The organism is Paracoccus sp. MKU1 (assembly GCF_001447385.1).
Lineage (GTDB): Bacteria > Pseudomonadota > Alphaproteobacteria > Rhodobacterales > Rhodobacteraceae > Paracoccus.
In genome coordinates this window covers 53,865-77,899 of the sequence record NZ_LLWQ01000225.1, presented here as the reverse complement: position 1 = coordinate 77,899, position 24,035 = coordinate 53,865, and the positions used below count along the sequence as shown (strand labels likewise).

Annotated in this window: 22 protein-coding genes and 2 pseudogenes; 13 read left to right on the top strand and 11 right to left on the bottom strand. The window is 65.5% G+C overall.

The window, feature by feature from the left end:
- Both AQY21_RS28200 and AQY21_RS28195 read right to left on the bottom strand, forming a co-directional pair.
- A pseudogene (locus AQY21_RS28200) lies at nucleotides 1–188 on the bottom strand (hypothetical protein); the annotation flags it as partial.
- A gap of 31 nt (nucleotides 189–219) precedes the next feature.
- Nucleotides 220–1,197, bottom strand: a pseudogene (locus AQY21_RS28195) (IS3 family transposase); the annotation flags it as partial.
- Between the two features lie 55 nt (nucleotides 1,198–1,252).
- Between AQY21_RS28195 and AQY21_RS26955 the strand changes: the two are divergent.
- Together AQY21_RS26955 and AQY21_RS26950 are read left to right on the top strand one after the other, a co-directional pair.
- Nucleotides 1,253–1,867, top strand: a complete 615-nt coding sequence (locus tag AQY21_RS26955) for an SDR family NAD(P)-dependent oxidoreductase (protein ID WP_203416694.1) — start codon at nucleotides 1,253–1,255, stop codon at nucleotides 1,865–1,867.
- Between the two features lie 12 nt (nucleotides 1,868–1,879).
- Entirely contained in the window at nucleotides 1,880–2,719 is an 840-nt protein-coding gene (locus AQY21_RS26950; protein ID WP_238986916.1) for an SDR family NAD(P)-dependent oxidoreductase, read from the top strand.
- 190 nt (nucleotides 2,720–2,909) lie between these two features.
- Here the strand turns inward: AQY21_RS26950 and AQY21_RS29200 are convergent, their stop codons facing one another.
- Nucleotides 2,910–3,077: a hypothetical protein gene (locus tag AQY21_RS29200; protein ID WP_162531880.1), complete on the bottom strand. Its 168-nt coding sequence runs from the start codon at nucleotides 3,075–3,077 to the stop codon at nucleotides 2,910–2,912.
- A gap of 376 nt (nucleotides 3,078–3,453) precedes the next feature.
- On the opposite strand from AQY21_RS29200, the gene AQY21_RS26945 reads away from it, so the two are divergent.
- The 4 genes from AQY21_RS26945 to AQY21_RS26930 all read left to right on the top strand — a co-directional run bounded on the left by AQY21_RS26945 (nucleotide 3,454) and on the right by AQY21_RS26930 (nucleotide 8,661).
- Nucleotides 3,454–3,966: an RNA polymerase sigma factor gene (locus tag AQY21_RS26945; RefSeq protein WP_065169998.1), complete on the top strand. Its 513-nt coding sequence runs from the start codon at nucleotides 3,454–3,456 to the stop codon at nucleotides 3,964–3,966.
- Entirely contained in the window at nucleotides 3,966–4,910 is a 945-nt protein-coding gene (locus AQY21_RS26940; protein WP_058100654.1) for a FecR domain-containing protein, read from the top strand. Before AQY21_RS26945 ends, AQY21_RS26940 begins: the two co-directional genes overlap by 1 nt.
- Before the next feature lie 93 nt (nucleotides 4,911–5,003).
- Entirely contained in the window at nucleotides 5,004–7,457 is a 2,454-nt protein-coding gene (locus AQY21_RS26935) for a TonB-dependent receptor (RefSeq protein ID WP_058100653.1), read from the top strand.
- A gap of 58 nt (nucleotides 7,458–7,515) precedes the next feature.
- Entirely contained in the window at nucleotides 7,516–8,661 is a 1,146-nt protein-coding gene (locus AQY21_RS26930) for a YncE family protein (protein WP_058100652.1), read from the top strand.
- Here AQY21_RS26930 and AQY21_RS26925 read toward each other — a convergent pair.
- The 3 genes from AQY21_RS26925 to AQY21_RS26915 form a co-directional block, all read right to left on the bottom strand.
- Nucleotides 8,624–8,881 (bottom strand): hypothetical protein, encoded by a 258-nt coding sequence (locus tag AQY21_RS26925; protein ID WP_058100651.1) that lies wholly within the window; start codon nucleotides 8,879–8,881, stop codon nucleotides 8,624–8,626. The two genes, AQY21_RS26930 and AQY21_RS26925, sit on opposite strands and share 38 nt — an antisense overlap.
- Before the next feature lie 76 nt (nucleotides 8,882–8,957).
- Nucleotides 8,958–9,746, bottom strand: a complete 789-nt coding sequence (locus AQY21_RS26920) for a metallophosphoesterase (RefSeq protein ID WP_058100650.1) — start codon at nucleotides 9,744–9,746, stop codon at nucleotides 8,958–8,960.
- 834 nt (nucleotides 9,747–10,580) lie between these two features.
- Nucleotides 10,581–11,159: a LuxR C-terminal-related transcriptional regulator gene (locus tag AQY21_RS26915; protein ID WP_058100649.1), complete on the bottom strand. Its 579-nt coding sequence runs from the start codon at nucleotides 11,157–11,159 to the stop codon at nucleotides 10,581–10,583.
- A gap of 116 nt (nucleotides 11,160–11,275) precedes the next feature.
- On the opposite strand from AQY21_RS26915, the gene AQY21_RS26910 reads away from it, so the two are divergent.
- The 4 genes from AQY21_RS26910 (at nucleotide 11,276) to AQY21_RS26895 (ending at nucleotide 15,082) form a co-directional block, all read left to right on the top strand.
- Nucleotides 11,276–12,013, top strand: coding sequence for a CoA transferase subunit A (locus tag AQY21_RS26910; protein WP_058100648.1), 738 nt, complete (start codon nucleotides 11,276–11,278; stop codon nucleotides 12,011–12,013).
- On the top strand, nucleotides 12,013–12,657 hold the full coding sequence (locus tag AQY21_RS26905; protein ID WP_058100665.1) for a 3-oxoacid CoA-transferase subunit B: 645 nt from the start codon (nucleotides 12,013–12,015) through the stop codon (nucleotides 12,655–12,657). Before AQY21_RS26910 ends, AQY21_RS26905 begins: the two co-directional genes overlap by 1 nt.
- Before the next feature lie 445 nt (nucleotides 12,658–13,102).
- Nucleotides 13,103–13,537, top strand: a complete 435-nt coding sequence (locus tag AQY21_RS26900) for a cupin domain-containing protein (protein ID WP_152988349.1) — start codon at nucleotides 13,103–13,105, stop codon at nucleotides 13,535–13,537.
- A 27-nt stretch (nucleotides 13,538–13,564) separates the two neighbouring features.
- Nucleotides 13,565–15,082 (top strand): hypothetical protein, encoded by a 1,518-nt coding sequence (locus AQY21_RS26895; protein WP_058100647.1) that lies wholly within the window; start codon nucleotides 13,565–13,567, stop codon nucleotides 15,080–15,082.
- A 46-nt stretch (nucleotides 15,083–15,128) separates the two neighbouring features.
- Here AQY21_RS26895 and AQY21_RS26890 read toward each other — a convergent pair whose 3' ends face one another.
- Nucleotides 15,129–15,929, bottom strand: coding sequence for a helix-turn-helix domain-containing protein (locus AQY21_RS26890; RefSeq protein WP_058100646.1), 801 nt, complete (start codon nucleotides 15,927–15,929; stop codon nucleotides 15,129–15,131).
- A 320-nt stretch (nucleotides 15,930–16,249) separates the two neighbouring features.
- On the opposite strand from AQY21_RS26890, the gene AQY21_RS26885 reads away from it, so the two are divergent.
- Genes AQY21_RS26885 through AQY21_RS26875 form a run of 3 tightly spaced genes read left to right on the top strand, consistent with a single transcriptional unit; the run spans nucleotide 16,250 to nucleotide 21,155 of the window.
- Nucleotides 16,250–17,320, top strand: coding sequence for an HlyD family secretion protein (locus AQY21_RS26885; protein ID WP_058100645.1), 1,071 nt, complete (start codon nucleotides 16,250–16,252; stop codon nucleotides 17,318–17,320).
- Nucleotides 17,317–20,046 (top strand): ribosome-associated ATPase/putative transporter RbbA, encoded by a 2,730-nt coding sequence (gene rbbA, locus AQY21_RS26880; protein WP_058100644.1) that lies wholly within the window; start codon nucleotides 17,317–17,319, stop codon nucleotides 20,044–20,046. Before AQY21_RS26885 ends, rbbA begins: the two co-directional genes overlap by 4 nt.
- On the top strand, nucleotides 20,043–21,155 hold the full coding sequence (locus tag AQY21_RS26875; protein WP_058100643.1) for an ABC transporter permease: 1,113 nt from the start codon (nucleotides 20,043–20,045) through the stop codon (nucleotides 21,153–21,155). The genes rbbA and AQY21_RS26875 overlap by 4 nt, the downstream gene beginning before the upstream one ends.
- A gap of 282 nt (nucleotides 21,156–21,437) precedes the next feature.
- Here the strand turns inward: AQY21_RS26875 and AQY21_RS26870 are convergent, their stop codons facing one another.
- The 4 genes from AQY21_RS26870 to AQY21_RS26855 all read right to left on the bottom strand — a co-directional run bounded on the left by AQY21_RS26870 (nucleotide 21,438) and on the right by AQY21_RS26855 (nucleotide 23,960).
- A complete protein-coding gene (locus AQY21_RS26870; protein WP_058100642.1) occupies nucleotides 21,438–21,821 on the bottom strand; it encodes a DUF4186 domain-containing protein in 384 nt (127 codons plus the stop codon).
- Between the two features lie 85 nt (nucleotides 21,822–21,906).
- The gene (locus tag AQY21_RS26865; RefSeq protein ID WP_058100641.1) at nucleotides 21,907–22,527 is read right to left on the bottom strand and encodes a class I SAM-dependent methyltransferase; all 621 of its coding nucleotides are present in this window, start codon (nucleotides 22,525–22,527) and stop codon (nucleotides 21,907–21,909) included.
- Nucleotides 22,528–22,536: 9 nt separating this feature from the next.
- Nucleotides 22,537–23,280: a CDP-diacylglycerol--serine O-phosphatidyltransferase gene (pssA, locus tag AQY21_RS26860; RefSeq protein WP_058100640.1), complete on the bottom strand. Its 744-nt coding sequence runs from the start codon at nucleotides 23,278–23,280 to the stop codon at nucleotides 22,537–22,539.
- A complete protein-coding gene (locus tag AQY21_RS26855) occupies nucleotides 23,280–23,960 on the bottom strand; it encodes a phosphatidylserine decarboxylase (protein WP_058100663.1) in 681 nt (226 codons plus the stop codon). Before AQY21_RS26855 ends, pssA begins: the two co-directional genes overlap by 1 nt.
- Between the last annotated feature and the right edge of the window lie 75 nt (nucleotides 23,961–24,035).

Sequence of the window (24,035 nt, the reverse complement as noted above, 5' to 3'; positions counted from 1 at the left end):
CACACCACCGCAAGTCATTGCGATTGACGAAGATTATCCCGCTCAGCACATGCCGGGCATCCACGCGCGGCTTGCCCATCCTCAGGAAAACAGTCCCCCGGACTGTTTTCTGATCTTCGGATACTCTTGGGAAAGAAGGGCCGTAGCCGCTCCATATGCGCCTCGCTCAGCCAGAAAAGATTGCTCATCGATCAGCTCTCCTTGCGGAGCCTGAAGCACGCCAAAGGCCTGAAAGCAATGGGTCTGGAGCCTAGCTATGAACTCCGGGCCGTTGTCGGAACGAATGTGTCCGGGCACACCGCGCAGGATGAACAGATCAGACAGGACGTCGATGACGTCGGTGGAGTTGAGCTTGCGATCGAGACGGATCGCCAGCGCCTCATGCGTGAACTCGTCGATCACGTTGAGCATGCGATATTTCCTTCCATCATGGGTGTTCGTCGGGAAAACAGTCCCCCGGACTGTTTTCCGATCCTCCTCACTCCTCGACGAAATCATAGGACCAGACATGGTTGGGCCGCTCGGCGCGCAGGCGGATACATGATCCGTCGGCGAACCAGAGCCGGCCTCGCTTCGGTTGCTTCGCCGGAACCGTTCGGCGGGCAATCGATTCACTGGATCGATTGCTTGTCCGCCTCACCCCGCTCTTGCCGCCAGATCCGCTCGACCCGCTTGTCGTTGACAACCCAGCCCGCCTGGCTGCGCAAAAGCTCGGCGATCTTGCGATAACCGTAACGTCCATAGCGGCGGGCCAGGGCAACGATGTCCTCGGTCAGTTGCCGCTCGTCGTCCCGGCCGCGGGGAATGCGGCGCTGTGTGGAGCGATGCTGCCCCAGCACGCGACATACCCGGCGCTCCGACACGCGGCTAGCAGGACAGTGCGAACGTGGTCGATGCAGGCCCGGCGGCGCGAGGGGCTCAGAAGTTTCCCCGTGCTGCCTCCGTCAGGATCAGCTTGTCCAGCGTCAGATCGGCCACCGCCTTGCGCAGCCGTTCGTTCTCTTTCTGGAGCTCCTTCAACTGGCGAAGCTGATCGCGGCTCATGCCGCCATACTGCTTGCGCCACCTGTAATAGGTCAGCTCGGAAACGCCGATCTGGCGCACCGCATCCGCCATCGTCATGCCCTGGCCGCGCAGCACTTCAACCTGCCGCAGCTTCGTCACGATCTCGTCGGGCTTGTGTCGCTTCTGTGCCATTATGGTCCTCTTTCACGGCCAAAACCATACTTCAAGGTGGACCCGTTCAACGGGGGTGGATCAGTATCCCGCCAAGCTGTCGCAAGCCCTGAATGACGTGGCGAGCGAAAGACTCGCCCTCGTTCGCCTCGACGTGTCCGACGAGGATCAGGCGAAAGTAGCCGTGCAGGAGGCGGTCGCGCGCTTCGGCCGCATCAACGTGCTGGTCAACAACGTCGGCTACAGCCTGCTGGGCAATTTCGAGGAAATGGCCACGGCCGACATCGAGCGGCAGTTCGCGGTCGAGGGCTTGTCGCTGTCGGTGGCGCAGGAGGTCGAGCCGTTCGGCATCCGCATCACCGTGGTCGAGCCCGGCGCGTTCCGCACCGATCTGCTGGACGCCGGCCATGTGACCTACAGCGCCAACACGATCGAGGACTACGCGGGCGCGGGCGACGTTGCGCAGGCATGGGCGACGCTGGACGGCCAGCAGCCGGGCGACCCCGCGAAGCTGGGCGAAGCCCTGGTCCGCATCGCCAACATGGACGATCCGCCCAGGCAGTTTCTCGCCGGCAGCGACGCTCTGTCGATCGTCCAGCCGGTCCTTGAGGCCCGCCTGAACGAGCTGCACACCAACGAGGCCCTGTCCAGATCGACGGACATGGATTCAGGGCCTCAGAACACCCGATAACGGAGAATGTCTATGACCACCCCACAAAAGCCCATCAATTCCGGCTTCACCGCCGCCTCCACCACCTCCCACGTCATCCGTGGCGTCGATCTTGTCGGCAAGGTGGCGATCGTCACCGGCGGCTATTCCGGGCTGGGCCTGGAGACCGTGCGCACTTTCCTGTCGGCCGGCGCGCGCGTCATCGTCCCGGCGCGCGACTTGCCGCGGGCGAAGAAGGCGCTCGAAAGCCTGCCCGCCGCCGAAGTCGAGGAAATGGACCTTCTCGATCCGGCCTCCATCGACGCCTTCGCCAAGCGGTTCCTGTCTTCGGGCCTGCCGCTCGACATTCTGGTGAACAGCGCCGGCATCATGGCTGTGCCCGAACGCACGCTGGACGCGCGCGGCAACGAGCTGCATTTCGCGACCAACCACCTCGGCCACTTCCAGCTTACTGCCCGCCTCTGGCCGGCGCTGAAGGCCACGCCGGGCGCGCGCGTCGTGTCGGTGTCCTCGATGGGGCACCGCTTCTCGCCGGTCGTGGTCGACGACCTCAATTTCGAGAACCGTCCGTATATCCCCTGGGAAGGTTACGGCCAGTCCAAGACCGCCAACATCCTGTTCGCGGTCGAGCTGGACGCACGCGGCCAGGCCGACGATGTGCGGGCCTTCTCAATGCACCCTGGCGGCATTTCCGGAACCGGGCTTGAACGCAACGTGCCGGTGCAGGAGCTGATCGACGCCGGCGTTATCGACAAGGACGGCGTGCCGCAGATCGACCCGGCCAAGGACATCAAGTCGGTCCCGATGGGCGCGGCCACCAAGGTCTGGTGCGCGGTCAGCCCGCAGTTGGAAGGCAAAGGCGGCATGTTCTGAGTCGATTCCGACATTGCGCCGCTGCTGGACGCTGATCCCGAGAACTTCACGGTCGCCGAAAACCAGTCCGGCCAGCGCAACAACGGCGTGGCTCCCTATGCTGTCGATCGCGATGCGGCCAGGCGGCTTTGGGACGTCAGCGAACAGTTGACCGGCGTGCAGTTCGCAATCTGACCTGACCGAAATCGCTTCACCCGGCCCGGCGCGGCCGGGTGGGCGTGGTCGAATGAAACAGGAAGCAGAATCCCATGAAACTTGCAGGGAAAACCGCCGTCATCACCGGCGGCAGTAGCGGCATCGGCCTGGCGTGCGCCATCCCGTGGGCAAAGGTATCGAAGTAGACTGTGGTCGCGGCCATCGTTCCCTAACAGCCTGGAGATCGCCGAGGACGGCCGAGCCGTGTTCCTGGCCGTCAAGGCCCCGCATGACAAGAACCACCCGGACTATCGCGAGGGCGCGCTGGATTCGGTCATCCGGGACGATCTGGAAAAGCTGGGTGAACTGGGCGAGTGATCCCAGCCATCAGGAGACCGATTGTCCGAGCATCTGCTCGGTAAAGGAACAGGTTACATCATGGAGACCACCCCGTCCCTCGGAACCGGGTCACGATCATCCGATTTCGACTTTGCACGGTCGGTCTGTTGAACTAGGGAGGAGTTCATTCGGTCAGCCACCCTGCGTCTCTGCGCTGCCAGCCGAGGTTTCTCCGATCGGCGGCGGTATGGGCGGGTAAAGTGGAACGGACGGATCTGGATTGGTTGTTCTGCACCCATCGCGGGGATGTCAGTTCCTATCTGGCCCGGATGCTGCGCGACCCCGATCTGGCCGAGGATCTGACGCAGGACGCGTTTCTGCGCTGTTGCACCACGCTGCAGGCCGGGGGACGGCCCGAAAACCTGCGCGGCTATCTTTACCGCATCGCCCGCAATATCGCCTTCGATCACCTGCGGCTGCAAAGGCGGCGCCGCACCGACATGCCGGGCGATCATGTCCTTGCCGCCATCGCCGATCCCCGGCCGGGGCAGGAGCGTCGGATGATCGACCGCGAGCGGCTGAAGGTGTTCCTGCAGGCGCTGGCCGGACTGCCCGACAAGACGCAGCGGATCTTTGTTCTGCACCGCATCAACGGGCTCAGCTATCGCGAGGTGGCGCGGCATATGGACCTGTCGGAAAGCTCGGTGCAGAAGCATCTGGCGCGGGCGCTTTTCGAAGTCACGCGCCGCTTGCGGGAATATGAGGACGGCTGATGACAGGGCAATCCGGCGACGCCATGCGGCCCGGCGCGCAGGCAGAGGCCGAAGCGGCGGAATGGGTGATCCGCTTGGCCGATCCCGAGCTGACCGAGGCAACGCAAGCTGCCTTTCAGCGCTGGTGCGATACCGATCCGGCGCATCGCGCGGCTTTCGACCGGGCTGAACGGACATGGCAGGAATTGGAGCTGATGGGTCCGCAGGCTGGGGGTGCGAGGCGCGGTCGCGGCGCGCTTGTCGTGCTAGCTCTGGTGGTTGGAACATCGCTCTGGTTCTGGCAGGACGATCTGCGCCTGAAGTTTCAGGCCGATCACATCGCGGCGGTCGGCGAAAATCTGGTGGTCACCCTGCCAGACGGCAGCCGGGCCGAGCTTGCATCAGGTGCGGCGCTGACCGAGGATTATGACGGAACACGGCGGCTGGTGCGCCTTCTGGAAGGCCGCGCCTATTTCACGGCCGCACCCGCCGCGCAGTTCCAAGGCCGACCCTTTGTCGTCGAAGCGGGCGGCATGCGCGTCACCGCCCTCGGCACGCAGTTTTCCGTCGATCTGCACAAGGACGATGTCGAGGTGCTGGTCGCCGAACACAGCGTGCGGGTCGAAGCGGTTACGGGCGTCGCACCGCCGGTCGTGCTGGCCGAGGGCATGGGCGTCGATGCCCGGCCCGAAGCCATTCCCATCCCGACGCCGCGCGACATGGACTTCGCCAATGCCTGGCGTTCGGGCGAACTGGTCTTTGACGACCGGCCTCTGGGCGAGGTGGTGGCCGAGCTGAACCGCTATCGCCATGGCCGTATCGTTCTGCGCGGCAAGAATCTGGCCGCGCGCCGGGTCAGCGGCGTGTTCCATACCGATGACATCGCGCAGGCGGTGGACCGGATCGCAGCGGAACTGGCCCTGCGCCGCCTGTCGGTGCCGCCGCTGCTGACGGTTCTTTACTGAAAAAAAAAACGCGTTCGGCATTACCGGATCGCGCGCCGGATTCGTCCTTTTCCTGAACCCGCCCCGCAGAGGGCCAAAGATCGGAGAGGGAAAGTGAACAGACAGATCAGCCGCATCGCCCTGATCGCCGCGCTTGGCGGCCTTGGAATCGCCACACAGCAACCGTCGACCGCGACGGCGCAGGAGGCGGCCCAGACCCGAGCCTTCGACATCCCGGCGCAAAGCCTGAACGGCGCGCTTTTGCGTTTCGCGCGCGAGGCCGGGGTGCAGGTGCTTTACGACAGCGCTCTGGTGCAGGGTCGCCAAAGCCCCGGCGTTAGCGGGCGGATGACCACCAGCGCCGCGCTGGAGCGGGTGTTGCAAGGTTCGGGACTGGGATTCCGGGTGAACTCGCCGCAGTCGATCTCGCTGACGGCCCCGGCCGCTGCCGCCATCGAACCCGCCGCCGATACCGTGGTGCTGGACGAGATCCGCATCGACGCCGGCGGCGCGGTGACCGAGGGCACCGGCAGCTATACCACCGGCCTGACCACGGTCGCGACCGGGCTGCCGCTGACCATGAAGGAAACCCCGCAATCGATCAGCGTCGCCACCCGGCAAAGGATGGACGACCGCAACCAGCGCAGCATTTCCGAGGTGCTGGAGGATACCACCGGTATCACCGTCATGCCGATGGATACCGAGCGGCGCAGCGTCTATGCGCGTGGCTTTTCCAGCCCGACCTACATGGTCGACGGTCTGCCGGTCTGGTATCGCATCCAGTATGGCTCCGGGCCCAGCATGGCCGATATGGCGATCTACGACCGTGTCGAGGTGCTGCGTGGCGCGACCGGGCTGATGGCCGGGGCGGGCGAGCCGTCGGTTGTGGTCAATATGGTGCGCAAGACGCCGACCGCCACTCCCCAGACGCAGCTGCGCTTTTCGGTCGGCAGTTGGAACACGGTTCGCAGCGATCTCGACATCAGCGGGCCGCTGAACGCCGATGCCTCGATCCGCGGCCGCTTCGTCGCCGCGCATGAGCAGGGCGATTCCTGGCTGGACCGCTACGAACGGCGCAAGACCGTGCTTTACGGCACTGTCGAAGCCGATGTCGGCGATGCCGGCACGCTGAGCGCCGGTTACGACTTCCAGCGCTCGCGAACCCGCAACCACCAGTTCGGCGGCCTGCCGCTGATCGCCAATGACGGCTCGCAGCTGGATTACGACACCAGCACCAACGCCGGCGGCGGCGACCTGCCGCTGACCCAGACCACGCAGACCGTGTTCCTGCGCTATGCGCATGACTTCGGCACCGGCTGGCAGGCGGTGGGCGATCTGTCCGTCTACAAGGCCGAGCGCAGGGGCTATCTGGCCTCGGCCAGCTGGGGCTCGCCCGATCCGCAGGGCTTCGGCGTGCAGACCGTCGGCGGCTATGCCGATACGGATACCGACCAGACCGCCCTGTCGCTGACCGCCTCGGGTCCGGTCGAGCTGTGGGGTCGCAGCCATGACCTGCGCTTCGGCGTCACCGGCAGCTGGGGCAAGGACAATCACAAGGCCCATGCGGCCTTCGACGGCACCGAGATCGACTATCAGCCGATCACCGGCTCGATCTTCGACTGGGACGGCCATGTGCCGAACCTGATCCAGCAGGCCGGCTATGTCAGCTATGTCAGCGATACAAAGATCGACCAGGTCGCAGCCTATGGTTCGGGCCGCTTTGGCCTGACCGACCGGCTGAACCTGATCGCCGGCGCGCGGGTGGTCTGGTATGATTACGATTATACCACGTCGAACCTCGACAGCGGCGCGACCACGCGTCAGCAGATCAGCCGCAATGGCGAATGGATCCCCTATGCCGGGCTGACCTATGACCTGAACGACGACTGGTCGGTCTATGCCAGCTATACCCGCGTCTTCAAGCAGGCCAGCTATCGCGACAAGGACAACCGGATCGTGGAGCCGACCACGGGCTCGAACTACGAGCTGGGCACCAAGGCCAGCTTCGCGGACGACCGGTTGAACTTCGCGGCGGCGATCTATCTGCTGGAACAGGACAATCTGCCCGTCCGCGACCGCAGCGTCAGCTATCAACTGCCAGACGGCTCGAACCCCTATAAATCCATCGACGGCACCCGTAGCAAGGGGTTCGAGATGGAGCTGGCGGGCGAGATCCGGCCGAACATCCAGCTGGCCGCCAGCTATGCCTATACGACCGCAAAGGACGGCGACGGGCTGCGCATCTCGACCGTCACGCCGCGCCATTCGATCAAGCTGTCGGGTGTCTATGCCTTCGAGACAATGCCCCTGACCCTGGGCGCCAGCCTGCGCTGGCAAAGCGCCATCGAGAATACCTGGGTCTGGCCCGTCACCGGCACCGCGCGGCAGGGCTCCTATGCGGTCGCAGGGCTGATGGGGCGCTATGATTTCCAGAACGGCATGAGCGCCAGCCTGAACATCGAGAACCTGTTTAACCGCAAATACCTGTCTTCGATCGACGAAACCTATGCCACCGGCAATTACGGCGCGCCGCGCAATGCCACGCTGAGCCTGGATTATCGGTTCTGAGCATTCGGTGTCCCCTTGGCGACGAGGGGACACGTCATCTGATAGAGGAAGTTTCCCCATGGACGACACGTTTCTGCGCCTGTCACGTCGCATCGCACTTGCCGTTTTATGCATGCTGCCCGCCCCACTTCTTGCCGAAGCGCCGCTTGTGCCGGTCTCGGACTATGCCGGGCAGGTGGTGCGGCAGGACATCGTCCCCGGCGCCTACGAGATCGCGCATGCCCCCGAACTGGGACTGATCTTCGTTGCCTCATCGCCGGCCCTCGATGACGGCGCTATGGGCGCGGTCTATGCTTTGGATGACAAGGATTTGCGCCTTGTGCGGCGGATCGAGTTGCCGGACCGCGCCTTCGCGCTGGCGATGGATCACGGCACCGGCCGGCTTTTTGTCGGGCATACGTTAAGCGGCACGATCAGTATCCTCGACGCCAAAAGCGGGTTGACGCTGGATCATGTGCAACTGGGCAAGACCGATGCCGAAGGCAAGACCGAACATATCCGCATGATCGAGGTGGACGAGACCAGCGGCAGGGTCTTTGTCTCCAGCCCGTCGCGCAGCGGAACGGTGTGGATCGTCGATACCCACAATGGCAACGCGGTCCGGAGGGTCGAGGATGTCGGCCTGTGGGCAGCAGGCTTGGCCCATGATGCCGAACGCTCACGGCTTTACGTCAGCGGCGGCGGCATCGAGGAAATCGCGGTCCTGGACGGCACGACCGGGGATCGGGTCGCGGCCATCTCGACCGGCGATACCACCAATCCGGGAGCCGAGGCTTCGCAGCATTTCCTGCTGAACCTTGCGCTTGATCCCGAGGGACGCCTTTTTGCCACGGATGCCAGCACCGGCAAACTTTACGTCTTCGACACGGAGACCGGCGGCCCCATCGCCAGCGTGCCGGTCGGCAAGGGGATTCTCGACACGCTGTTCAATCCGCGGCGCAATGAGGTTTATGTCACATGGCGCGGGGCCGGGCATGAAGATCATCAAGGCACCGGCGGCCTCGCCGTGATCGACGGCACTACGCTCGAGTTGCGCCATCGCATCGACCTGCCGATCCATCCCAATAGCCTGGCGATCAGCCCGGAGGGTGGCCTGTTGTTCCTGACGGTCAAGCGGCCGCTGGACAAGCAGCACCCGGACTATCGGGAAGGCGCCACGGATACGGTCATCCGGGTGGATCTGGAAAAGCTGTCCGGTGAGTAAGGGTGCGCGTCGCGTCGTGGGCGCTGATGCCGTTGAAGTCCGCCAGGTCCATGTCCGGGCTTTCGTCCGGCGCGTCGACATCGACGGGCGGGGTCAGGAGGTCTGGGGGAATCCTCTTGCAGCGCAGCTTGCGCAGATGCTTTTTGAGGCGGAGCTCAAGGTCGAGACGACCCTCGGTCAGGCTGAAGAAGCAGGCCTCGATGAAGGGGATGGTGGACATGGGATTACTCCGGGCATGAGGGGACCGTCGGCCGGATGAGGTCCGGCCAGGGAAGATGAGTTGGGGGGAATGGCGATCAGGCGCCGGGGAAGATCAGGCCGCGCAGCAGAAACTCGGCCTCACCGCCCTCGGGCACCTCGTCGGGATAGCCGAGCGAGACATTGACAACCGGCGCGCCGCGGATACGGGTCGAGAGCGGTCGGTGGGTATGCCCGAAGAACCAGTACTCGGGCCGGTGCGCCTCGATCCAGCTTTCCAGATCGGACGCGAAGGCCGGGCTGAGGCTGGACAGGGGACCGGCCACAGCCGCGCTCGGGGCGTGATGGGTCGCGACAATGGTCTGGCCCGGCCAAGGCCTGGCGATCTCCCGCGTCAGCCAGTCGAGGTGATCGCGGTGAATCTTGACGGTGTCCTCGGGCGAGATGAGATCCCCATCGAGCCGACGGATTCGACCGTAATCCGGCATGACCATCGCCGCGTGGTCCATCGCCGTTTGTGGATCGCCGGTCAGCGCGAAGTCTGTCCAAAGCGTGCAGCACAGCAGGCGGCAGGTGCCGAAGGTCAGAACCCGCTTCTGGGCAAGGCTCACACCCGCACCTGAGGCGATCCGGGCCAGAATGTCGTCGTCGAGCGTGGCGCCATAATAGTCATGGTTGCCCGGGATCACCCAGATCCGTGCAGGCGAAATCAGCCGCGCGATCCGGGACAGCGTCCAGGGCCAATTCCGATGCGGATCGTTGGCCAGATCGCCCGCGATGATCAGCGCGTCGAGGTCACGCAACACCGGCACGATCCCTGCGAACGGATCGCGTCCGGCGTCGGCCCAGAGGTCCAGGTGCAGGTCGGCCGTGATCAGGATGTTCATTGGCCACACACCTCCGCGGCACGCCCGAGATCGACCCGGCCCTCGTTGGAATTGATGAAGCGGGCCTCGAAAAACGGAATGCAGGACATCAGGGGTTCCTTTTGGCAAAGCAGCGCCAGCAGCCGGAAACCGGCCGGGCTGTTACAACAGAGGTGGGTCAGGGCAGGGGGCCGACGTTCGGCTCAGCGGGTGTGAGCCTGAATCCGGACAGGAAAGAGCGGTAGTGATTGCGCCCGGGACCGAGGGACGTCTTGTCCAGGGCCCGAACGGGCTGCATATTGCGACATCGTGTCGACCTTCGAGACATGGCTCCGCCGTTCGGAGAAGCGGCGCTTTCCGGCGGAAACGTGGTGGTCAGGAAACTGCGGAGATCTGGCGACCTTCAGGCCGTTCCCATCGCTCCAAAAGAGATTGAGGCGACCTTGCCGGTCAGCATCCGAACGATCAACAGGTCAGGTATGAGGCCGGATGACGGATCACAACCGCAGGCGACGGTCGGCCGGATTCTGTCAATAAATTGAAATCAAATGATTATGTTTATGTCAAGCCACGGCAATGGCCACTAAATTGTTGTATAATGGTCAAAAAAGGGCCCGAATGGCCATTATTTCAGTTGTTCGACAATTCTACTTTGCGTCTACACAAAATTCACCGATAACTAAGATTATGTAATTAAAACTCCCCTTCCACCATGACCCGAACAGCTTCGGTCCCGCCAATTCCGGCGATGGGTCCCGATCGATCTCCTTCGCGCTAACAATGCGATCTCTGATGCCGCGCCGGACGCTGTCATCCTTATCCTCCCGCAAGCATCTGTCTATACGGACCAACCGCTCAACCCGAGCCGATATCGAGCAGCCTGCGCACCAGTTCGAAACTGTTCCGCACTCCCATCTTGCGAATCATGTTGGCGCGGTGCACCTCAACCGTGCGGGGCGAGCAGCCCAGCGATTTGGCGATCTCCTTGCTGGTGAAGCCGTTGACCAGATAGCCGGCAATGCGCTTCTCCGTCGCCGTCAGCAGGCTGCCGGCGCTGACGGCGGATTCCAGCGGCCGGTAGGTCCAGATCGCCAGACGGTGCGGGTCGGCCTGGTCCATGGTCCGGCCCCTGCCCTCCATCCAGACGATGCGGCCGTCCTTGCGGCGCATGAAACGCTCGTCACGATAGAACGGCCGCTCCCGCAGTGCCTTTCGGGCGCGTTCGCCGACCAGATCGAAATCGGTCTGGCCTGGGTAGAGGCAGCGCATGGATTGGCCCTCAAGCTCCTGCGGGGTCCAGCCGAAGACCGACTCGACCATCTGGCTGGCCCGGACGATCACCCGCTCGGCCAGGACCAGCGTCGCATCGGGCGCATTCTGGAAACCAAGACTGTCGTAATCCCGGGTCTGGGGCTGCCAAACGGATCGCTGCATGGGATACCTATCCGACTACGTATTCCTACGGATAGAGTATTCCGGCCATATGCGACAGGGTTGATTGCGGCGGCGGGAGGTCGGCCGCCGGGGAGCAATCATATCGAGGCACGTGAATGACAGGATCGAACAAGATCTATCCCAGCGCGGACGCCGCGCTTGACGGTGTATTGCGGGACGGGATGCTGATCGCGGCGGGCGGGTTCGGACTTTGCGGCATCCCGGAACTGCTGATCGAGGCGATCCTGAAGGCGGGGACCAGGGAGCTGACCATCGCCTCCAACAATTGCGGCGTGGACGGGTTCGGGCTGGGCAAGCTCTTGGACTCGCGGCAGATCCGCAAGATGATCTCCTCCTATGTCGGCGAGAATGCCGAGTTCATGCGCCAGTATCTCTCGGGCGAGCTGGAGCTGGAGTTCAACCCGCAGGGCACGCTGGCCGAGCGCATGCGGGCGGGCGGCGCCGGCATCCCGGGCTTTTATACGAAAACCGGCGTCGGCACGGTGATCGCCGAGGGCAAGGAGCATCACGATTTCGACGGCGAGACCTATATCCTGGAACGCGGCATCGTCGCCGACCTGGCCATCGTCAAGGGCTGGAAGGCGGACGAGACCGGCAACGTGATCTTCCGCAAGACCGCGCGCAACTTCAACGTGCCGGCGGCGAAATGCGGCCGGGTCTGCGTCTGCGAGGTCGAGGAGATCGTGCCGACCGGCAGCCTCGATCCCGACGCCATCCACCTGCCGGGGATCTATGTCCATCGGCTGATCCAGGGCCAGCACGAGAAGCGCATCGAGCAGCGCACGACACGTTCGCGCGTCTCCGACACGACCGGCAAGAAGGAGACCGCATGATGGCCGCCGAAACCAAGGGCTGGGACCGCAACCGGATGGCGGCGCGGGCCGCGCAGGAGCTGCAGGACGGCTGGTATGTGAACCTCGGCATCGGCATCCCGACGCTGGTGGCGAACTACATCCCCGAGGGGGTGCATGTGACGCTGCAATCGGAAAACGGCATGCTGGGCATCGGCCCCTTCCCCTATGAGGGCGAGGAGGACCCGGACCTGATCAATGCCGGCAAGCAGACGGTGACCGAGCTGCCGCAGACCGCCTATTTCGACAGCGCCGAGAGCTTCGCGATGATCCGCGGCGGCAAGATCGCCATGGCGATCCTGGGGGCGATGGAGGTGGCCGAGAACGGCGACCTGGCGAACTGGATGATCCCCGGCAAGCTGGTCAAGGGCATGGGCGGGGCGATGGACCTGGTGGCGGGCGTGGGCCGGGTGGTGGTGGTGATGGACCACACCTCGAAGCACGGCGAGTCGAAGGTGCTGAAATCCTGCACGCTGCCGCTGACCGGCCAGGCGGTGGTCAATCGCATCATCACCAATCTGGGGGTGCTGGACGTCGTCCCGGGCGGGCTGAAGATCGTCGAGCTGGCCGATGGCGTGAGCGAGGACGAGCTGCGCGCCGCGACCGAGGCGACCATCCTCGGCTGAGCTGACAGGGGAAGGGGGCTGTCCGCCCCCTCTTGCGGCTGGCGCCGCAATTCACCCCCGAGAGTATTTGCCAAACGGAGAAAAGCGGACGGCACCGCATCAAGGGCAATCGAAGCACTGCCGATTGGCGATGCGTGCCATCCCCGCTATGCGCCGCTGGCGATCTCTGCCGGCCGCAACCCCGCCGAGCCATCTCGGCGGGGCTTTGTGAGCAGAGGAAAGGCGAGCCGCCATCGGACTGATGCGCTCGCGCCTGAATCTGTGCTATCCTTATGTTTCGCGCTTGGCAAACAAGGGCGATGCGTGGCCTCTCCCCTGTCGGAAGGCCTGCGCGGACGAGGGTCGTCATTTCGGATTAGGGGTTCTCTGTCATGCGGGACAGGGATCCCCGGTGCTAGCCTGAATGCTGACCAGACAGAATCGTCATGCGTAGGAGGAGAGCAAGATGACGCAATTCACTCGGGCAACGGGTATCGCCATCGGCATGGTGTCGATGTGGCTGGGCGCCGCCGTCAGTGCACAGGATGCGCCCCAGATCACGCATATCGACGATGCCACCGCGATGGAGATCGCGCCGATGGACACGCCCGGCGTGAACGCCTTTCTGCAGGACGTGGTCGGTGCGGACAATCCCGACAAGCCGATCACCTGCGGATTTTTCCGGCTGGAAGCATCGGCCGAGCCGCTGGTCTATACCTATGATTACGACGAGACCAAGCTGATCCTCGAGGGGGAGATCACGGTCTCGGACGGCACGAACAGCATCGACGCAACCGCGGGTGATGTGCTGCTGCTGCCCAAGGGCGCCACGGTGACCTTCACCACCAAGACCGCGGGCAAGGCTTACGTCTGCGGCGCGCGCCTGCGCGACACCGCCTAGGCGCGCGTGATCGAAAGGGAGGAGAAAATGAAAAAAATAAGCACGGGGATGATCCCCGTGGCGGTCGCGCTGCTGGCAGGCGCGGCCGCCGCCGAGGGCATGCCCAATCTGGGCGACCTGACGCTGGGCGATCCGTTCTTCTATACGGCCGACCAGTCGATCAAATCCGATGACGGGCAGTCGAAGCTGCTCGGCACCGGTCGGCCGTCGCGGACCCATTCGCAGATCCCGCATCTGCCGGTCTATATCGGCTATATGAGCACCAACTACACCTATCGCTTCATCACCGTGGCCGAGCAGGTGCTGACGATGATCGGCGAGGGCAAGCACGGCCTCTGGCGCGTGCAGGAAAACGGCACGATCCGCGAATATCTTCGCCCCGGCGCCAAGGGCCTTGCCCCCGGCGCCGATCCGCTGGCACCGGAAAACCTGGAGGCCGTGCGCGAGGATTATGCCTCCTATCTGCCCGACGAGGGCTGGGACGGCTATCGCTATCCCGACCAGCAGGTCGATGCCGAGGGCCGGCTGACCTTCATCGACCTGCCGCTGTCCCATCCGAAATACGAGGGCAAATATGCCGGGCATGTGCCCATCGACCTGCCCAATTTCTACTGCACCATGTCCGAGAACGATTTCCCCTATGCCAAGCTGGCCATGGATTTCGCCTTCTCGCAGCCCGGTGCCGATCAGGTCGGGCCGCTGGGCAAGCGTGCCGGGCTGGACATCAAGGAAAACTACACCCGGGTGCTGCAACTGACGCAGTTCCCGGATGCGCGCTCCTGGGTGAATGTCGGCCAGCCGGGACAGGACGCCCTGCATGTCGATTGGAAGCCGGTCGATGCCAGCCGCACGCAGGTGGAATATTACCTGGTCGAGCGGCCGTTCTTCAACAAGCCCTATCTGTTCCTGATGGCGGTGTTCGACAACCCGGACAACGCGGATTTCCGCTATGTCCGCCCGGGCGGCGCCTATTGGGACGACCTGCCCGGGAAGGACGGGCTGAAGACCGAGGTGACGCTCGCTCCGCGCTTCCACCTGGAAGGCGGCGAGACTGCCGAGGCGGTCGGCCTGCCGCTCTATGGCGTGCATCACCCGAACCGCGCGGCCTTCAATGCCGGCGGCGCCTGCCCGCTGAAGGGCGGCGACTGGGGCCGCTATCCCGATACCAGCGGCGGCAGCGGCTGGCCGACGCAATACGAGGAGGTCACGCCGCTTTGCGACGCGGTGCTGGTCGATCTGAAGTTCTACGCCAATCTGGACGGCCGCGACTGGAACGACCCGCACAAATACCTGGCCAATGCCGGCACAGGGTCCAGACAGGTGCAGTACACCGTCCAGCCCGGCACCTATGGCACCTTCACCGACCCCTATAACGTGGCACGCGGCGCAACGAACCCGCAGCAGATGGACGTGCCGGAAACGATCACCGTCACCTATCCCACGGCAGAGCCGCCGGTCGATTACGTGCAGGTGCCGGCACCGTCCGAGGAATACCGGGTGGCCACGCCGGCGCCCAGCACCTCTTGCCGGCCGATCCCGGGCTGAGCCCCGGATCGCGCCCCCGACCCGGGCCGGTCCGCCGGCCCGGGGCCTAGAGCCAGACCTCGCATTTGCGGATCAGTTCGCTGCGGTTCGAGGCCTGCAAGCCGATGCGCGCATTGCGCAGCTGGTTCTCGATGGTGCGGCGGGACTTGCCGAGCGCCTCGCCGATCTCGTCACAGCTCAGGCCCTGCGCGGCCAGCCGGATCGCCTCCAGCTCGGCCAGCGAGGGCCGGCGCGAAGGGCCGTCGGCCTGCGCCCCGGTCTTGCCGTGCCAGTGGTGGCTGATCCCGGCCAGCGGGCCAAGGAAGCTGGCGGTGAACTCGCGCACGAAGCCCTTGTCGGCATCGGTCCAGGCATGGGCGTCATGCGTATAGTCCAGGCACATCATGCCGACGGTCCGATGCGCAAAGGACAGGCGCTGGAACAGGATCGACCGGCTTTCGATGGCCAGGAACTCATCGCGGCTGTCCGCCAGCAGCGGGTGCGAGACGACGTCGTCGCAGGCCACCGGCCCGGGCTGCCCCCAGGCCTGCCGGAACACCATGCTGTGGTTGCGATAGGTCGCGTCGTCGCAGCGCAAGGGATCGGTGCCGAGATTGTAATGCACGACGACCGGCGCATAGATCGGGTCGCGCGGCGACGGAAAGCCCAGATCGCCCCGGCACACCCCCAGCCGGCGCGCCATGTATTCCAGTGCCACCATGACCATCTCCTCGGGCTCGTCGATGGCCAGGATCATATGCGCGACGCAGTTCAGCATCTCGGCAGGATGCTGCTGTCGCTGATCGCGATCGAGAAAGATCTCCTTGAGCCGCTTGCGGGTCGGCGGGACTTCGATCAGCTCGCGCATGATGTCACTGGGGGCCTGAGCATGAGAGCCTGAACACGGGGCCTGCAAAAGGTTGCCATGGCGTCGGAGAAAAGATTACCGAGCGTCACAAGACCCGACAACCTATCCCTTTGGCTGGGCGCCCGCCCCCTGCCCCGCAGGCTTTCCGCAAGATTTCCATAAGGTTGCGGCGATGCTGCCGCCGAAACGCGCCGGGTGCCGCGCGCATTTTCGTCAAGGCGCGCCGCGCGCAGGACGGTTATTGTTGCATGGCGAAGCGATTCGCGCCGCCGGTGCCAGGGGCGTTCCGGCGCCGTCTTTATTGATTGCGGAGGTCGTGCATGGCAGGCAAGGCAGGATCCTGGTGGGGCGGGGCTGCGGCCGCCGTCGTTCTGGCCGTCGTCGGCTGGCTGGCCTGGCAGAACCTGTCGCGGGACGGCCAGCTTGCCGGCATCGCCTCGGGCAATGGCCGGATCGAGGCGACCGAGATCGACATTTCCGCCCTGTCGGCCGGGCGCATCGCCCGCATCCAGGCCGCCGAGGGCCAGTTCGTGCGCAAGGGCGAAGTGCTGGTGCAGATGGACACGCTGCAACTCGACGCGCAGAAGCGGCAGGCCGAGGCGCAGCTGCGCCGGGCCCGCATCGGGGTCGAGACCGCACAGAGCCTGGTGACCCAGGCCGAGGCGCAGCACAAGGCGGCCGAGGCCGCGGTCGAACAGGCGCGGGCGGCTGCGGATGCGGCCGCCGCCCGGCTGGCGCGCACCGAAAGCCTGGCGCGCAGCAATGTCGCCTCGCAGCAGGTGCTGGACGACGTGCGGGCCTCGGGACGCGAGACGCAGGCGGCGCTGGCCTCGGCCGAGGCGAACCTTGCCGCCGCCGAGGCCGGGATCGGCACCGCCCGCGCCCAGGTGGTCGATGCCGAGGCGGCGGTGGACGCGGCCCGGGCGGCGATCGAGGCCGTCGAGGTGCAGATCGGTGACGCGACGCTGGAATCGCCGCGCGACGGCCGGGTGCAATACCGCATCGCGCAAGAGGGCGAGATCGTCGCGGCGGGCGGGCGCATCCTCAACCTGGTCGATCTGGAGGACGTCTACATGACCTTCTTCCTGCCGACCGCGCAGGCCGGCCGGGTCGAGGTCGGGGCCGAGGCGCGGCTGGTGATGGACGCCGCCCCGCAATACGTGATCCCGGCGCGGATCTCTTATGTCGCGGATGTGGCGCAGTTCACGCCCAAGACCGTCGAGACCGCCGAGGAACGTGAAAAGCTGATGTTCCGCGTCCGCGCCCAGGTCGATCCCGAGCTGCTGCGCAAATACAGCAATTACGTCAAGACCGGCCTGCCCGGCACCGCCTATGTGCGCATCGACGCCGAGGCGGGCTGGCCCGACACGCTCTCCAACCTGGTGCAATGACCGCCCTGCCCGATCCCCCGCCGGTCGCCGAGATCGCCGGCGTTTCGCTGCGCTATCGCAAGGTCGTGGCGCTGGACGGGGTGTCGCTGGCGATCCCCGCCGGGCGCATGGTCGGGCTGATCGGTCCCGACGGCGTCGGCAAGTCCAGCCTGCTCTCGCTGATCGCCGGGGCGCGGGTGATCCAGCAGGGCCGGATCCGTGTCCTTGGCGGCGACATGGCCGATGCGCACCACCGCGCCCAGATCTGCCCGCGCATCGCCTATATGCCGCAGGGGCTGGGCCGGAACCTTTATCCGACGCTGTCGGTGGCCGAGAACCTGGATTTCTTCGGCCGGCTTTTCGGCCACGGCCCGGCCGAGCGCGCGCGCCGCATCGACGCGCTGCTGGCGGCGACCGGCATGTCGCCGTTTCGCGACCGCCCCGCCGCCAAGCTTTCCGGCGGGATGAAGCAGAAGCTGGGCCTGTGCTGCGCGCTGATCCACGACCCGGACCTGCTGATCCTGGACGAGCCGACCACCGGCGTCGATCCGCTGTCGCGCCGCCAGTTCTGGGAACTGATCGCGCGCATCCGCCGCGACCGCCCCGGCATGAGCGTGATCACCGCCACCGCCTATATGGAGGAAGCCGCCGGCTTCGACTGGCTGGTGGCGATGGATGCGGGCCGGGTGCTGGCCACCGGCAGCCCGGCCGAATTGCTGGCCCGCACCGGGGCCGAGGATCTGGACCGCGCCTTCATCGCGCTCTTGCCCGACAGCGAAAGGCGCGGGCACGAGCCGGTCTCGATCCCGCCGCGCCGGGCCGAGGACGGCGAGACCGCCATCGAGGCCCGGCACCTGACCATGCGCTTCGGCGACTTCACCGCCGTCGATAATGTCAGCTTCCGCATCGACAAGGGCGAGATCTTCGGCTTTCTCGGCTCGAACGGCTGCGGCAAGACCACCACCATGAAGATGCTGACCGGCCTGCTCGAGCCCAGCGAGGGCACGGCGCGGCTGTTCGGCGCCGAACTCGACCCCTCGGACATGGCGGTGCGCCACCGGGTCGGCTTCATGAGCCAGTCCTTCTCGCTCTATTCCGAACTGACGGTGCGGCAGAACCTCGACCTGCACGCGCGGCTGTTCGGCATGGAGGCCGGCCAGGTCACGGACCGCGTCGGGCAGATGATCGAGCGTTTCGGGCTGGCGGGCGTGGCGGACGAATTGCCCGACGCCCTGCCCCTGGGCATCCGCCAGCGCCTGTCGCTGGCCGTGGCGATGATCCACGGCCCCGAGATCCTGATCCTGGACGAGCCGACCTCGGGCGTCGATCCGGTGGCGCGCGACGCCTTCTGGCGTATCCTGGGCGAGCTGTCGCGCCATGACGGGGTGACGATCTTCGTCTCGACCCATTTCATGAACGAGGCCGAACTGTGCGACCGCATCTCGCTGATGCATGCCGGCCGGGTGCTGGTCAGCGACACGGCCGAGGCGATCAAGCGGGCCAAGGGCGCGGCCACGCTGGACGACGCCTTCGTCGCCTATCTGCAAGAGGCGATCGGCGACGAGCCCCCGCCCGTGCCGCTTGCCGATGCGCCCGAGGCGCCGGCGGCGCCCGGCGGCTGGTTCAGCCTGCGGCGGATGCTCAGCTATTCCCGGCTGGAATCGCTGCAACTCCGGCGCGATCCGATCCGGCTGACCCTGGCGCTGGTCGGCAGCCTGATCCTGATGTTCGTCATCGGCTACGGCATCAACATGGATGTCGAGGACCTGAGCTTCGCCGTCCTCGACCGCGACCAGACCACGACCTCGCGCGACTATGTGCTGGACATCGCAGGCTCGCGCTATTTCACCGAGACCGAGCCCCTGGCGGATTACGAGCAGATGGACGCGCGCATGCGCACCGGCCAGCTGGCCCTGGCCGTCGAGATCCCGCCCGGCTTTGCCCGCGACCTGGCGCGCGGCAGCCCGGTGCAGGTCGGCGCCTGGATCGACGGCGCCAACCCGACCCGGGCCGAGACCGTGCAGGGCTATGTCCAGGGCATGCATGCCGACTGGATCATGCGCAAGACGCGCGAGGCCCATGGCGATCAGGCGGTGCAAGGCGACTTCGAGCTGGTGACGCGGTTCCGCTACAACCCGGACGTGAAAAGCCTGGTCGCCATGGTGCCGGCGGTGATCCCGCTGCTCTTGCTGCTGATCCCGGCGGTGCTGACCACGCTCAGCGTCGTGCGCGAGAAAGAGCTGGGCTCGATCATCAATTTCTACGTCACGCCCGTCACGCGGCTGGAATTCCTGATCGGCAAGCAATTGCCCTATGTGGCGCTGGCCATGCTGAACTTTGCGCTGATGACGGCTTTCGCGGTCTTCGCCTTCCGCGTGCCCTTCACCGGCAGCCTGACGGCCTTTACGCTGGCCGCGCTGCTTTACGTCGGCGCCACCACGGCCATGGGGCTGCTGATTTCCTCGTTCATGCGCAGCCAGGCGGCGGCGCTGTTCGCGACCGTGCTGCTGACCATGATCCCCGGCGCGCAATATTCCGGGCTGCTGGATCCGGTCTCCTCGCTGCAAGGCGTGGGCCGCGCCATCGGCGAGGTCTATCCGACCACGCATTTCATCATCGCCTCGCGCGGGGCGTTCTCGAAGGGGCTGGGCTTCGACGATCTGGGCATGGCCTTCGCGGCGCTGGCGGCGGCCATCCCGGTCATCCTGGGGCTTAGCGCCCTGCTGCTGAGGAAACAGGCGAAATGAGGCTGCGCAACGTCTGGAACCTGGGCATCAAGGAACTGCGCGGGCTGTGGCGCGACCCGGCCATGCTGCTGCTCATCGTCTATGCCTTCTCGCTGTCGATCTATACCGAATCGAAGGCGATGCCCGAAAGCCTGTCCAATGCCGCCATCGCCGTGGTGGACGAGGACCGCTCGACCCTGTCCGAGCGCATCGTTTCGGCCTTCACCCCGCCCTATTTCGGCACGCCGCGGCTGATCTCCACCACCGAGATGGACCGCCGCATGGACGAGGGGCTGGATACGTTCGCGCTGGACATCCCGCCCGATTTCCAGCGCGACCTGCTGGCCGGGCGCCATCCGGCGATCCAGCTGAACGTCGATGCCACCCGCATGAGCCAGGCCTTCACCGGCAGCGGCTATGTCCAGCAGATCGTCAGCGCCGAGGTCCAGGAGTTCCTGGCCGGCCATCGCGAGGACACCGCCCTGCCCGTCGAACTGGCGCTGCGGGCACGCTACAATCCGGCGCTGGACGCAGGCTGGTTCGGCGCGATCAACAGCGTCATCGATGCCGTCACCATGCTGTCGATCATCCTGACCGGCGCCGCCCTGATCCGCGAGAAAGAGCATGGCACCGTCGAGCATCTGCTGGTCATGCCGGTGACGGCGGCCGAGATCATGCTGTCCAAGATCTGGTCCATGGGGCTTGTCGTGCTGCTGGCCTCGAGCTTCGCGATCACCGTGGTGGTGCAGATGGCCTTGCAGGTGCCGGTGGCGGGTTCGGTGCCGCTGTTCATCGCCGCGGCGGCGCTGATGCTGTTCGCGACCACCTCGATGGGCATCTTCCTGGCCACGGTCGCCGGCTCGATGCCGCAATTCGGGCTGCTGCTGATGCTGGTGCTGTTTCCCTTGCAGGTGCTGTCCGGCGGCATGACGCCGCGCGAAAGCATGCCCGACATCATCCAGGCGGTCATGTCGCTGGCGCCCAACACGCATTTCGTGATCCTGTCGCAGGGCATCCTGTTCCGGGGGGCCGGGCTGGGCGTGGTCTGGCCGCAGCTTCTGGCGCTGGCGCTGATCGGCGCCGTGCTGTTCTGGCTGGCGTTGCGGCAGTTCCGCCGCTTCCTGGCCTGAGGCGAACAGAGAGAGGCCGGACCCGAAGGCCCGGCAGTCAATAACACGTCAAACCACCACAACTTGACTGATTAATCAATTAACATAAACTCCGATTCGTTGAAATCAGTTTCTGAGCCGGCGGGAGCCCAGGACCGCGGGCGTGAAACGGCAGGCGATTGAGGCCCGCTCCCGGATCCGAAGCAGAATGAACGCGCTCTGGAGGGTCGGGGCTTTCTGCCTGGCCGTCGGGCAGAAGGCCACGTCGCCCGATACGGGAATCGCACAGCGTATGGGCGCCGCTTATTCGACGGATCTTTCGCGGGGCGAAGGGAAACCCATCTCGCGGTCGATCCAGCGCATCAGCAGATCGACGATCCAGGCCTGCTCCTCGGGGCTCAGCATCCGGCCCTGCGGGATGCGGTGCCATTTTTGCAGGCAGGAGCGGCAGCAGCAGGCGGTGGCATGCTGGGCGACAAAGACCGGATGGCCGCGCATCGGGGTCTGCCGGCCATCGTTCGGCGGATCGGCCGGTGCCAGCCGGGCGGCGATGAAATCGCGCGCATGGGCGGCAATCGTCCCCCGCCCCCTGGCATCGGCATAGGCGCGCTCTTTCGGGCCCAGGCGAAAGCGGCTGCGGAAGGCGGAGCGGGCCAGCCGCTCGAAAACATCGTCCTGAATGGTCATGCCCCGCAGATAACCGCCCCGGCGCGCGGCGGAAACCCCGCGATGGCCGGCGGCGAAAAGCGGAGGTCCCGCGCCCTGCCCTGCCTCAGCCCGCGACCTTGCCCAGCACCAGAAAGGTCATCATCCCCAGCGGCGGCAGGGTGCGGCGTTCCTCGAGCACCAGCGATTCCTGCCCGAGCACCCTTTCGATGCGGAAATCGGAATGCCAGCCGATGGTATTGGCCAAGGGTGCGAAAACCCGCTCCACCGCCGCCATCGCACCGCTCTCGCGCGCGAAATGGTTGGTGATGACGACCTTGCCGCCGGGCTTGCAGACCCGGGCGATCTCGGCCATCACCCGCTCGGGTTCGGGCACGACCGACAGGACATGCATCGCCGTCACCGTGTCGAAATGGTCGTCCGGGAAATCCAGCGCCCGCGCATCCATCTGGCGCAGCTCATGCACCTGCTTCAGCCCCAGCCGCTGCACCTTGGCGATGGCCTTGTCCAGCATGTCCTGGCTGAAATCGATGCCGGTCACCTGCATCTGCGGGCCGTAATGTTCCAGCGACAGCCCGGTGCCGACGCCGACCTCCAGCACGGTGCCGCCGCGGCGGTTGATGTAGTCCACCGCCCGGCGCCGGCCGATATTGGTCGCTGCCCCGAAGGTCCGGTCATAGATCGGCGCCCAGCGGGAATAGGAGGATTGGATGGCTTCGATATCCATGGCCGTTCCTTATCGGCTTGAGGGACGTTCCCGATCGATCCAGGCCCAGATGACCATGGCGATATAACCAAGGCAAAGCGCGATCAGCGTCACCCAGGCGAAGGTCAGCAGCGCCGCCCCGACAAAGGCCACGCCGACAAGGAAGAACTTGACGTTCTCGCGCGAGATCTTGGTGGTCTTGAAGGACCAGGTCGGGATCCGGCTGATGAGCAGCAGCCCGACCAGGATCATGTGCAGGCAGACCAGGATCTGCGGCAGCACCGGCCGGTCGGCGAAGGCGAAGGACAGATACATCGGCAGCATCACCAGAAGCGCCCCGGCAGGCGAGGGGATGCCCTCGAAATAGGCGCTGTCGCGCTGCGTCTCCTCGGATTTGCTGGAGACGTTGAAGCGCGCCAGCCGGATCACGCAGCAGACGGCAAAGACCAGCACGCAGATCCAGCCCAGGCCGCGAAAATCCCGCAGCGCCCAGAAATACAGGATCAGCGGCGGGGCCACGCCGAAATTCAGGAAATCGGCCAGCGAATCCAGCTCGGCCCCGATCTTGCTGGACGAGCCCAGCAGCCGCGCGATCCGCCCGTCGATGCCGTCGAGGATGCCGGCGGCAATGATCAGCAGCACGGCCCGCATGTAGTCGCCCTGCACGCCGAAGCGGATGGCGGTCAGCCCAAGGCAGACCGCGACGATGGTCAGCATGTTGGGCAAGAGCTGGACCAGAGAAAACTCGGTCTGCGGGCCAGTGGGTTGATCCATCACGCCTCCGCCTGCCCGGCCTGCCCCAGTTCGGCGATCACCGTCTCGCCCGCGACCATGGTCTGGCCGATCTCGACCAAGGGCGCCACGCCCGGCGGCAGATAGACGTCCAGCCGCGAGCCGAAGCGGATCAGGCCGAACCGCTCGCCCGTGCGCAGCCGGTCGCCCGGCTTCACGAAGCAGACGATGCGGCGGGCCACGAGGCCGGCGATCTGCACCACGGCCAGGTCGCGCCCGTCCTCCATGCGAATGCGCAGACCGTTGCGTTCATTGTCCACGCTGGCCTTGTCCAGCGAGGCGTTGAAGAACTTGCCCGGCCGATAGGCGACCGAAACCACCTCGCCCGCCACGGGGCTGCGGTTCACATGGCAGTTGAAGACGCTCATGAACACGCTGACCCGGGTCAGGGGCATGTCGGCCATGCCCAGCTCGGCCGGCGGCACCGCCGGCTCGATCAGCGAGACGACGCCATCCGCCGGGCTGACAATCAGCCCGGGGCGCGCGGGCGTCACCCGCTCGGGGTCGCGGAAGAAGTAATAGCACCAGACGGTCAGGCCGACCCCGATCCAGCCCAGGGGTTCCCAGATCAGGAACAGCACCAGCGTCACGGCGGCGAAGATCGCCACGAAGCGGATGCCCTCGCGGTGCATGGGCTTGATGAAAGTGTCGCGCATGCGCATCTGGCGTTCCCCCGGGGCTGAATGGCGCTGCCAGTCATAATGGGATTGGCCCGGCACGCAATAGCGCAGCCTGCC

Coding starts and splice junctions, on each gene's coding strand:
- AQY21_RS26950 (WP_238986916.1), top strand. CDS start 1,880: ATGACCACCCCACAAAAGCCCATCAATTCCGGCTTCACCGCCGCCTCC.
- AQY21_RS29200 (WP_162531880.1), bottom strand. CDS start 3,077: ATGGCCGCGACCACAGTCTACTTCGATACCTTTGCCCACGGGATGGCG.
- AQY21_RS26940 (WP_058100654.1), top strand. CDS start 3,966: ATGACAGGGCAATCCGGCGACGCCATGCGGCCCGGCGCGCAGGCAGAG.
- AQY21_RS26930 (WP_058100652.1), top strand. CDS start 7,516: ATGGACGACACGTTTCTGCGCCTGTCACGTCGCATCGCACTTGCCGTT.
- AQY21_RS26925 (WP_058100651.1), bottom strand. CDS start 8,881: ATGTCCACCATCCCCTTCATCGAGGCCTGCTTCTTCAGCCTGACCGAG.
- AQY21_RS26920 (WP_058100650.1), bottom strand. CDS start 9,746: ATGAACATCCTGATCACGGCCGACCTGCACCTGGACCTCTGGGCCGAC.
- AQY21_RS26915 (WP_058100649.1), bottom strand. CDS start 11,159: ATGCAGCGATCCGTTTGGCAGCCCCAGACCCGGGATTACGACAGTCTT.
- AQY21_RS26910 (WP_058100648.1), top strand. CDS start 11,276: ATGACAGGATCGAACAAGATCTATCCCAGCGCGGACGCCGCGCTTGAC.
- AQY21_RS26905 (WP_058100665.1), top strand. CDS start 12,013: ATGGCCGCCGAAACCAAGGGCTGGGACCGCAACCGGATGGCGGCGCGG.
- AQY21_RS26900 (WP_152988349.1), top strand. CDS start 13,103: ATGACGCAATTCACTCGGGCAACGGGTATCGCCATCGGCATGGTGTCG.
- AQY21_RS26895 (WP_058100647.1), top strand. CDS start 13,565: ATGAAAAAAATAAGCACGGGGATGATCCCCGTGGCGGTCGCGCTGCTG.
- AQY21_RS26890 (WP_058100646.1), bottom strand. CDS start 15,929: ATGCGCGAGCTGATCGAAGTCCCGCCGACCCGCAAGCGGCTCAAGGAG.
- AQY21_RS26885 (WP_058100645.1), top strand. CDS start 16,250: ATGGCAGGCAAGGCAGGATCCTGGTGGGGCGGGGCTGCGGCCGCCGTC.
- rbbA (WP_058100644.1), top strand. CDS start 17,317: ATGACCGCCCTGCCCGATCCCCCGCCGGTCGCCGAGATCGCCGGCGTT.
- AQY21_RS26875 (WP_058100643.1), top strand. CDS start 20,043: ATGAGGCTGCGCAACGTCTGGAACCTGGGCATCAAGGAACTGCGCGGG.
- AQY21_RS26870 (WP_058100642.1), bottom strand. CDS start 21,821: ATGACCATTCAGGACGATGTTTTCGAGCGGCTGGCCCGCTCCGCCTTC.
- AQY21_RS26865 (WP_058100641.1), bottom strand. CDS start 22,527: ATGGATATCGAAGCCATCCAATCCTCCTATTCCCGCTGGGCGCCGATC.
- pssA (WP_058100640.1), bottom strand. CDS start 23,280: ATGGATCAACCCACTGGCCCGCAGACCGAGTTTTCTCTGGTCCAGCTC.
- AQY21_RS26855 (WP_058100663.1), bottom strand. CDS start 23,960: ATGCGCATGCGCGACACTTTCATCAAGCCCATGCACCGCGAGGGCATC.